We start from the raw sequence: 9057 nt of genomic DNA on the forward strand, positions 1-9057 counted from the left end.
GCCTTCTGACGGCAAGGTCGTGCCGGCCGGCACGGCCTTGCCGTCAGAAGGCGAGGCGGTCGTGCTCACCTTCAACCGCGAGCACCTGCATCTGATGGACGAGCCGGCATGAGCCTCGACGCCGCCATGATGCGTGCAACAGCGCCCGCCATCCTGCCCGGCAGCGGCGGCTTGCGCGGCGCGCTATCGGACCTTTTCTGGCGCAAGCCGAAGGTCCTGCTGCTGCTCATGCTGCTGCCTCCGGTTCTGTGGCTGGGTATCGTCTATATCGGCTCGCTGTTTGCGCTCCTGGCGCAGAGCTTTTTCTCCATCGACGAGTTTTCCGGCCTCATCAACCGTGAGTTCACGCTCAAGACTTATGGCGACCTGTTCCAGGCCGCCAATCTCGACATCATCCTGCGCACGGTGACGATGGCGGCCCTGGTCACGCTGGCCTCGGCCGTCATCGCTTTCCCCATCGCCTATTACGCGGCGCGCTATGCGCGCGGTCGCTGGAAGGCGCTGTTCTATCTCGGCATCATGCTGCCGCTGTGGTCGAGCTATCTGGTCAAGATCTACGCCTGGAAGCTGATCCTGGCCAAGGAGGGCATCCTCACCTGGCTCCTCGCCAAGCTGCATTTGTTGTGGGTGCTCGACGCATGGCTGTCGCTGCCGATTGTCGGCGGCAATTCGCTGTCGGTATCGTTCACCGGCACCTTCATCGTCTTCGTCTATGTCTGGCTGCCGTTCATGATCCTGCCGGTACAGGCGGCGCTCGAGCGCGTGCCGGGCAATCTGGTCGAGGCCTCGTCCGACCTCGGCGCCTCTCCGGGGCGGACTTTCCGCAACGTGCTGTTCCCGCTGGCCCTGCCGGGCATCGTCGCCGGGTCGATCTTCACCTTCTCGCTGACGCTCGGCGACTATATCATCCCGCAGATCATCGGCACCTCGCGGCTGTTCATCGGCCAGGCGGTCTATTCGCAGCAAGGCACCGCCGGCAACATCCCGCTCGCCGCCGCCTTCACCGTGGTGCCGATCGTCATCATGGGCTTCTACCTCTGGGGCGCCAAGCGCATGGGGGCCTTCGATGCGCTCTGATGGTTCCCAGTCGGCGCCGCTCGGCCTGAAGATCGCCGCCGCCTGCGGCCTGCTGTTCCTGCATCTGCCGATCCTGCTGATCTTCGTCTACGCCTTCACCACCGAGGAGAAGAGCTTCGTCTGGCCGCCGCCAGGGCTGACGACGCAATGGTTCGCCGTGACCTGGAACCGGCCGGATGTCTGGCAGGCGCTGTCACTATCGGTCAGGGTTGCCTCGATCTCGACTGCGATTGCTTTGGTCCTCGGGACGCTCTGTTCGGCGGCGGTGTCGCGGACAAAATTCTTCGGCCGCGAAACCATCTCGCTGCTGGTCATCCTGCCGATCGCGCTGCCCGGCATCATCACCGGCATCGCGCTGCGCTCGGCCTTTTCGCTCGCCGATATCCCGTTCTCGTTCTGGACGATCGTGCTCGGCCACGCCACCTTCTGCGTGGTGGTCGTCTACAACAACGCCGTCGCCCGCTTCCGCCGCACCTCCGGATCGATGATCGAGGCCTCGATGGATCTCGGCGCCGACGGTTTTCAGACTTTTCGCCATGTCGTGCTGCCCAACATCGCCACGGCACTGCTTGCCGGCGGCATGCTGGCTTTCGCTTTGTCCTTCGACGAGGTCATCGTCACCACCTTCACAGCCGGCCAGCAGCAGACGCTGCCGATCTGGATGCTGGAAGAGCTGATCCGTCCGCGCCAGCGCCCGGTCACCAATGTCGTCGCCATGGTCGTGGTGCTGGTGACGCTGCTGCCGATCCTTGCCGCCTATTACCTCACCCGTGACGGCGACCAGATCGCTGGAAGTGGGAAATGAAAAACAGCGAATAGGGAGTAGCGAACAGCGAGTAGGGATCATCGACGGTCAACCCTGCTCGCTTTCAGCTACTCGCTACTCGCTCCTGTTAAGGGAGAATCCAATGGACACCCAGATGCTGATCGGCTCGAAATTCGAGAAGGGCACCGAGACCGAGGAGCCGATCCTCAACCCAAAGACCGGGGCGACCATCCTCAGCCTGCCCGAGGCCAGCCAGGCGCAGATCGAGGCGGCGGTCACCGCCGCCGAACAGGCGTTCGTCTTGTGGTCGCGCACCACGCCGGCGCAGCGCTCCGGCTATTTGCTGAAGATCGCCGACCGCATCGAAACAGACGCGAAGGAGTTCGCCACGCTCGAGGCGCTCAATTGCGGCAAGCCGATCAACGCTGTGCTCAATGACGAAATCCCGGCGATCGTCGATTGCTACCGCTTCTTCGCCGGCGCCGTTCGCTCGATGCCCGGCGTCGTCGCCGGCGAATATCTGCCCGGCCACACTTCCATGGTCCGGCGCGATCCGATCGGCATCGTCGCCTCCATCGCGCCGTGGAACTACCCGCTGATGATGATGGCCTGGAAGCTGGCGCCGGCGATCGCCGGCGGCAATACCGTCGTCTTCAAACCATCCGAGCAGACACCGCTGACGGCGCTGAAGCTGGCGAAGATCCTCGCCGATATTCTGCCGGTGGGCGTGGTCAACGTCGTGCTCGGCCGCGGCGACAGCGTCGGCAACACGCTGATCAATCATCCCAAGGTCAACATGATCTCGATCACCGGCGACGTCGCCACCGGCAAGAAAGTGCTGCAGGCGGCCGCCAAGTCGGTCAAGCGCACGCATCTCGAGCTCGGCGGCAAGGCACCGGTCATCGTCTTTGACGACGCCGATCTTGGCGCCGTGGTCAGCGGTCTGCGTGCCTTCGGCTATTACAATGCCGGCCAGGACTGCACCGCCGCCTGCCGCATCTACGCCGGCAAGAAGATCTACGACAAACTCGTCGCCGATCTCTCCTCGGCCGTCTCGACCATCAAATACAACCGTCCCGACGACACTGAAAACGAGATCGGCCCGCTCATCTCCCGCCGCCAGCGCGACCGCGTGTCGAGTTTCGTCGAGCGCGCCTCGGAACTGAAGCACATCGAGATCACCACCGGCGGCAAGCCGGGCGAGGGTTCTGGCTTCTACTACCAGCCGACCGTCGTCGCCGGCGCGCTGCAGGAAGATGAGATTGTCCGCCGCGAAGTGTTCGGCCCGGTCGTCTCGGTTACTCGTTTTTCGGAAGTCGACGAGGCGGTGAACTGGGCCAATGACAGCGACTACGGCCTGGCGTCATCGGTATGGACCAAGGATGTCTCGCGCGCCATGGCGACGGCCGCCCGCCTGCAATATGGCTGCACCTGGATCAACACCCACTTCATGCTGACCAACGAGATGCCGCATGGCGGGCTGAAACAGTCCGGTTACGGCAAGGACATGTCGCTCTACGCGCTGGAAGACTACACCGCCGTGCGCCATGTGATGGTGGCTCACAGCTAGCGCCTTCCCTTCTCCCCGTTTTACGGGAGAAGGTGGCCCGAAGGGCCGGATGAGGAGCAGCGCGTCGCTGGCAAAGCGGGCTCCGCCCTTCATCTGCCTGCCGGCATCTTCTCCCCGTGAAACGAGGAGAAGAATCACTACTCCACAATGCGGTAAATATTCCACAGGCTGGTGCCCGACACGACATAGGGCTCGATCTCCTTGCCCCATTTGGCATGCGCGTCGATCTTGCCGATCTTGGCGAAGAACGCCTCCAGCTGGGCCAGGCTTTCGACCTGGTGATGGGACTCGACCGTCGCCTCCCGCGCGCCGATCGAACCGGTCATGATCTGGAATTCCAGCTCGTCGATGCCGACCTGCGAGCCGATCTCGCGTTCCCATTTCTTCAACAGGTCGAGCACGGTCTGCTTGTGTCCGAACTTGGCGTCGATCTGCCATCTGGCGCTGAACATCGTCTTCTCCTCCAGGTTTGCGGCCCAGGCCGCGGTTATCCACCGGCCGTTGATCTACTCGTCCCAGGCCTGGACGACGGTTTGCCTTGCGATCCGCCCGTCCTTCAACTCCAGCATCGCCGCGCAGAACACCTTGGTTCCGTCCGGATAGGCGCAGGCCTGGGTGAAGGCGAGGCTGTCGCCGTCGGCGATGGTGGTGTCGACCTTGTGGGTCATCGCCCGGCTGCAGATGTCGTCCCAGAATGTGGTGATCGCCGCGCGTCCGCGGATCTCGCGCGGCTTGCTCGGCGGGTTGTTGCGGTCGATCACCCGCACCAGCGCGTCGTCGGCATAAAAGCTCGACAGCATCTTGCCGTCACGGGTTTCGATGGCCTTCTTGATCGCCGCACCATCCACTGTTTGGGTCTTGGTCAGCATGTCATCCTCCATTGGCCCGTCTTCCGGGCGGTTGATGGTCGAAGTGCTGCCCGGCGCTTGTCGCCAGGCAGTGGTTTTTACTGCGACTTCGTCTTGACGGCCGCGAACACGTCGTCGGCCTGCTCCTTGAAGGTCGTCAGATCGACCTGGCTGCCGTTGAGCATCGTTGACCAGTGGCGCACGATCGCGGACATCGCCGCCGCCTCCTTGATCTCCTCATCGCTGGCGCCCTGCCGCTATCGCAAGCGATTTGAGTGTTTGGTTCGACGTCAGCATTTCCTCCTCCGTTCGCAGCACCTTTCCCGACGACATCCGCCTGGCCTGCATGGAGAGAATTGATAGCGCTGACCCGCCCATGGCCGCTTCGCCCGAAAGCGCCATGGCTCTCATGGCCCGTGCGGGCCAGGGTGCCTGGCCGAAAACGCCGCCGCCGCCGCCCGCGACGGCAGGTCCAGCTTGAGCAGTATGTTGGCGACATGGCGCTTGACCGTGTGTTCGCTCAGCCTCAATTCGGCGGCGATCGCGGCATTGCTCTTGCCGTCGGCGACGAGGCTCACCACCTCGCTTTCGCGCGCCGTCAATGCGGCCGGCTCGGCAACCCTGGGTTTGGGCCGGCAGGCGGGTTCCAGATGCTGTTCGGACGTCGCATGGACCAGCGCCAGCGGCTCCTCCAACTCGTCGACGCTGATGCGCCCGGCGTCGGTGAAATGCAGGCCCGACCCAGCCGCCAGATCGGCGATCAGACGCGACGCGATAATGTCGCCGGGGCCGGCATGGGCGGCCAACTGCATCGCCACCCGCGCCGTCATCCCAACGGGCGGACCGCGCATTTCGATCTCGCCGACATGCGCCCCTTGCGCGCTTGCCACGCCGATTTCCTGCGCCGCCTCGCGCAGCGCTGCCGCGCAGCGAATGGCGCGTGCCGGGCCCTCGAAGCGCGAAATCATCAACTCGCCATGCAGGCCCATAGAGCGCCCAGCATGGCGCCCGACCAGCAGCCGCCAGGTTTCCTGGAAGCGTTGGCTGCGTTCGCTCCACATGCGGTCGCCGAGCCTTGTCGTGTCGTAGATGCGTGTCACCAGAAGCGCCGCCAGCACACGGTCCACTTCGCCCACGGCGCGCTCGCCGGTCAGAAATTCCTCGATCAGGTCGGCCACCCCGTCGACATCGCCGGTCCAGATCGGATGGTCGCGTCCGGGAATCTCGACCAGCCGGGCACCGGGGATCTTCTGTGCAAGGAAGCGGCTGGCATCGGGGTCGACCCGCGCATCGTTGCGGCGATGGATCACAAGCGTCGGCGCGCTGATCACGTTCAGGATATGGCGGATGTCGACGTCGGCGTTCATGCGCGCCAGCGCCGCCGCCGAAGTCGGGCTCGCCGACAATCGTTCGAAACGTGCCCACCACTGGGCGAAATGCGCGTCGTCGACCCGGCTCGGCGCGAAATGGGGCAGAGTGGCGCCGGTGCCCCAGGCTGTCTCCGCCATCTCGATGAAAGCGTCGAGGCGTTCGGGCGACATCACCCATTTGTGGAAATGCGCATAGCCGCCATAGAGCGCCAGCGCCCGCGTCCGCTCCGGATAGGTGGCGGCGAACAGCATCGCCATCGGCGCGCCTTCGGAGGAGCCGAGCAGGGCTGCACGGCCGCTGCCGGCGGCGTCCATAACCGCGCGCACATCGTCCATCCGCGTTTCGAGACTGGGCAGGTTATGCGCGTCGACGCGGTCGGACAGACCCGTGCCGCGCTTGTCGAACAGGATCAGCCGCGAGAATGCCGAAAGCCGCTTCAAGAGCCTGGTATAGCCCTCGTCTTCCCAGTGCAGGTCGAGGTTGGAAATGAAGCCCGGAACGAAGACCAGATCGAGCGATCCCTGCCCGACCACCTGATAGGCGATCCTCATATCGCCGCTACGGGCGTATCGCGTCTCGATCGGCCTCACGAGATTTCCACCCCGGCCTGACGATTTCTGGTCGTCAAACCATAGCAGAACAGCGCAGATCGCGGCAGCTTAAACTTTAGCGATGGCGAATGTAAGCCGGCGCGGCTTGGCGATTATTCCTGCGAGGCGGCGACGTCGGCAGGGGAGGGCTCGAGTCCGAGTTTGAGGTCGGCCGCAGCCGGCGTGATCGGCCGCCTGATCCTGGCGGAGGCGGCCACCACCAACTCGTTGAAGTTCCCGGTGCCGTCGTCCAGCATTTCGAAGAACTGCCGCCGCATCCTCGGCTCCCAGAACTTGTTGATGTGCTCGGCGACGCCGGCAATGCCTTCCGCGCGCGGCTTGGAATGGAAGAAATCGGCGATCTGGTTTGCCATGCGCACCAGCTTCTCGGCGGTGCTCATAATGTGTTCTTCGTCATGCGACATGCTTGGCAACTCCGCAAACCACCCGGTCGGGGTGGGTGAAAATATCAAAATCGTCGCCGCGAACCAGCGCCACCAGCGTCATGCCGGCCTCTTGCGCCGTGCGGATGGCAAGGGCGGTCGGCGCCGAGACGGCGATGATGAAGGCCGAGCCGATGGAAGCCGTCTTCTGCACCATTTCGACCGACACCCTGGATGTCACCACGACGGCACCGGATGCGCCATCGATGTCGGCCTTGGCCAGCGCACCGGCCAGCTTGTCGAGCGCATTGTGACGGCCGACATCTTCGCGCGCCATGACGATGCCCTTGCCAGGCATATAGAAACCGGCGGCGTGTACCGCTCCGGTCTCGGTGTGCAGCGGCTGCACTTTGGACAAAAGCTTGACCGAACGGGCGATGTCGTCGGCATCAAGCGTAAGGCTTGAGGCACCAACCGCATCGACCGAGCGCATTGCTTCCTCGATCGATTCGATGCCGCAAAGCCCGCAGCCGACCGGGCCGGCGAGCCTTCGCCGCCGCGCTTCGAAACGTGTGTTGGCTCGGTCCTTCAGCCGGATCTGAATGTCGATGCCGGCGCCATGGTCCTCGACCTCGATCGCTTCGATCTCTTCCGGCGCAGCCACAATGCCTTCGGTCAGCGAGAAGCCAAGCGCGAAATCCTCGAAATCGGCCGGGCTTGCCATCATCACCGCATGCGTGGTGCCGGCGAAGGAGAACGCCACCGGCGTCTCCTCCGGCACCATCCGGTCGGCAGCCGTCGTTCCAACCGCGCGGTGCGCCAGCCGCGATACCTGCGTCGTGGCTTTGCGGCGCGGGCTCAAGACTACTCCGCCGCCTGCAAAGACGCGATGCGCCGGCTCTGCTTGGCTTGCTCGTCATAGTCGCGCTGCCATTCCGACGGTCCGTTGGAGGCGCCGACCTGCACCGCCGTCACCTTGTATTCCGGACAATTGGTCGCCCAGTCGGAGAAGTCGGTGGTGATGACGTTGGCCTGCGTGTCCGGATGATGGAACGTCGTGTAGACCACGCCGGGCGACACCCGGTCGGTGATCAGCGCGCGCAGCGTCGTCTCGCCCGATCGGCTGGTCAGCCGGACCCAGTCGCCGTCGCGCAAACCGCGGTTCTCGGCATCGTGCGGATGGATCTCCAGCCGGTCCTCCGAGTGCCACATGCTGTTGTCGGTGCGCCTGGTCTGCGCGCCGACATTGTACTGCGACAGGATGCGGCCGGTGGTGAGCAGCAGCGGGAAGCGCGGCCCCGTCCTTTCGTCCGTCGCCACATATTCGGTCCGGATGAACTTGCCCTTGCCGCGCACGAACCCGTCAATATGCATGATCGGGGTGCCGAGCGGCGCCTTCTCGTTGCAGGGCCATTGCACGGATCCGACACGGTCGAGCAGCTCGAAGGAGACGCCGGCGAAGCTCGGCGTGGTCATCGCGATCTCGTCCATGATCTCGGAGGGATGCTGATAGTTCCAGTCCAGCCCGATCGCACGGGCAAGTTCCTGTGTCGCCTCCCAATCGGCGTAGCGCGCCTTCGGCTCAAGAACCTTGCGCACCATGTTGATGCGGCGCTCGGCGTTGGTGAAGGTGCCGTCCTTCTCCAGGAAGGTCGAGCCCGGCAGGAAGACATGCGCGTAGTTCGCCGTCTCGTTGAGGAAGAGGTCATGCACGACGACGCATTCCATCGCGGCAAGGCCGGCGGCGACATGCTTGGTGTCGGGATCGGACTGCAGAATGTCCTCGCCCTGGATGTAGATGCCCTTGAAGCTGCCGTCGACGGCGGCGTCGAGCATGTTGGGGATGCGCAGGCCGGGTTCGTCGTCCAGCTTCACGCCCCACAAGGTCTCATAGATATCGCGCACGGCTTCGCCGGAGATGTGGCGATAGCCCGGTAGTTCGTGCGGGAAGGAGCCCATGTCGCAGGAGCCCTGCACGTTGTTCTGGCCGCGCAGTGGGTTCACGCCGACGCCGGGCCGGCCGATATTGCCGGTGGCCATGGCGAGATTGGCGATTGCCATCACAGTGGTCGAGCCCTGGCTGTGTTCCGTCACGCCGAGGCCGTAATAGATCGCACCGTTGCCGCCGGTGGCGTAGAGGCGGGCGGCACCGCGGATCAGTTCGGGATCGACGCCGGACAATTTGCCGACGGTTTCGGGGCTGTTTTCCGGCAACGCGACGAACGATGCCCAATCCTGGAACTCCGTCCAGTCGCAGCGTTCGCGGATGAAGGCTTCGTCGAACAGGCCCTCGGTGACGATGACATGCGCCAGCGCCGTCAGCACGGCCACATTGGTGCCGGGCTTCAGCGGCAGGTGATAATCCGCTTCGATATGGGCCGACTTGACCATCTCGGTGCGGCGCGGATCGAGCACGATCAGCTTGGCGCCCTGGCGCAGCCGCTTCTTCAGC

General features: G+C 64.2%; 9 protein-coding genes and 1 pseudogene. 3 read left to right on the forward strand and 7 right to left on the reverse strand.

Annotated features, from left to right (window positions below):
- Window positions 1-126 precede the first annotated feature (126 nt).
- The 3 genes from EN750_RS08135 to EN750_RS08145 all read left to right on the forward strand — a co-directional run bounded on the left by EN750_RS08135 (window position 127) and on the right by EN750_RS08145 (window position 3413).
- The gene (locus tag EN750_RS08135; protein ID WP_210212732.1) at window positions 127-1077 is read left to right on the forward strand and encodes an ABC transporter permease; all 951 of its coding nucleotides are present in this window, start codon (window positions 127-129) and stop codon (window positions 1075-1077) included.
- Complete coding sequence (locus EN750_RS08140; RefSeq protein ID WP_127267883.1) at window positions 1067-1882, forward strand: ABC transporter permease; 816 nt, start codon at window positions 1067-1069, stop codon at window positions 1880-1882. Before EN750_RS08135 ends, EN750_RS08140 begins: the two co-directional genes overlap by 11 nt.
- A gap of 103 nt (window positions 1883-1985) precedes the next feature.
- Complete coding sequence (locus EN750_RS08145; protein WP_127396126.1) at window positions 1986-3413, forward strand: gamma-aminobutyraldehyde dehydrogenase; 1428 nt, start codon at window positions 1986-1988, stop codon at window positions 3411-3413.
- A gap of 137 nt (window positions 3414-3550) precedes the next feature.
- Here EN750_RS08145 and EN750_RS08150 read toward each other — a convergent pair whose 3' ends face one another.
- From EN750_RS08150 to fdhF, 7 genes and pseudogenes are all read right to left on the reverse strand, one after another.
- The gene (locus tag EN750_RS08150) at window positions 3551-3865 is read right to left on the reverse strand and encodes a hypothetical protein (RefSeq protein WP_127267881.1); all 315 of its coding nucleotides are present in this window, start codon (window positions 3863-3865) and stop codon (window positions 3551-3553) included.
- Window positions 3866-3919: 54 nt separating this feature from the next.
- Complete coding sequence (locus EN750_RS08155) at window positions 3920-4282, reverse strand: nuclear transport factor 2 family protein (protein ID WP_023811681.1); 363 nt, start codon at window positions 4280-4282, stop codon at window positions 3920-3922.
- Between the two features lie 77 nt (window positions 4283-4359).
- Window positions 4360-4512 (reverse strand): annotated as a pseudogene (locus EN750_RS08160) (carboxymuconolactone decarboxylase family protein); the annotation flags it as partial.
- 156 nt (window positions 4513-4668) lie between these two features.
- Window positions 4669-6222: an alpha/beta fold hydrolase gene (locus tag EN750_RS08165; RefSeq protein ID WP_127396127.1), complete on the reverse strand. Its 1554-nt coding sequence runs from the start codon at window positions 6220-6222 to the stop codon at window positions 4669-4671.
- Between the two features lie 113 nt (window positions 6223-6335).
- A complete protein-coding gene (locus EN750_RS08170; RefSeq protein WP_127396128.1) occupies window positions 6336-6647 on the reverse strand; it encodes a formate dehydrogenase subunit delta in 312 nt (103 codons plus the stop codon).
- Window positions 6637-7467 (reverse strand): formate dehydrogenase accessory sulfurtransferase FdhD, encoded by an 831-nt coding sequence (fdhD, locus tag EN750_RS08175; RefSeq protein ID WP_127396129.1) that lies wholly within the window; start codon window positions 7465-7467, stop codon window positions 6637-6639. Before fdhD ends, EN750_RS08170 begins: the two co-directional genes overlap by 11 nt.
- A 2-nt stretch (window positions 7468-7469) precedes the next feature.
- On the reverse strand, window positions 7470-9057 hold a 1588-nt coding region (gene fdhF, locus EN750_RS08180; protein ID WP_127396130.1), incomplete at its 5' end, for a formate dehydrogenase subunit alpha.

This window comes from Mesorhizobium sp. M7A.F.Ca.ET.027.03.2.1 (assembly GCF_003999175.1).
Classification (GTDB): domain Bacteria; phylum Pseudomonadota; class Alphaproteobacteria; order Rhizobiales; family Rhizobiaceae; genus Mesorhizobium.

Excerpts from the sequence above, each read along its gene's own strand:
- EN750_RS08155 (WP_023811681.1), bottom strand. The coding sequence starts at position 4,282 with ATGCTGACCAAGACCCAAACAGTGGATGGTGCGGCGATCAAGAAGGCC.
- EN750_RS08170 (WP_127396128.1), bottom strand. The coding sequence starts at position 6,647 with ATGTCGCATGACGAAGAACACATTATGAGCACCGCCGAGAAGCTGGTG.
- EN750_RS08135 (WP_210212732.1), top strand. The coding sequence starts at position 127 with ATGATGCGTGCAACAGCGCCCGCCATCCTGCCCGGCAGCGGCGGCTTG.
- EN750_RS08150 (WP_127267881.1), bottom strand. The coding sequence starts at position 3,865 with ATGTTCAGCGCCAGATGGCAGATCGACGCCAAGTTCGGACACAAGCAG.
- EN750_RS08140 (WP_127267883.1), top strand. The coding sequence starts at position 1,067 with ATGCGCTCTGATGGTTCCCAGTCGGCGCCGCTCGGCCTGAAGATCGCC.
- EN750_RS08145 (WP_127396126.1), top strand. The coding sequence starts at position 1,986 with ATGGACACCCAGATGCTGATCGGCTCGAAATTCGAGAAGGGCACCGAG.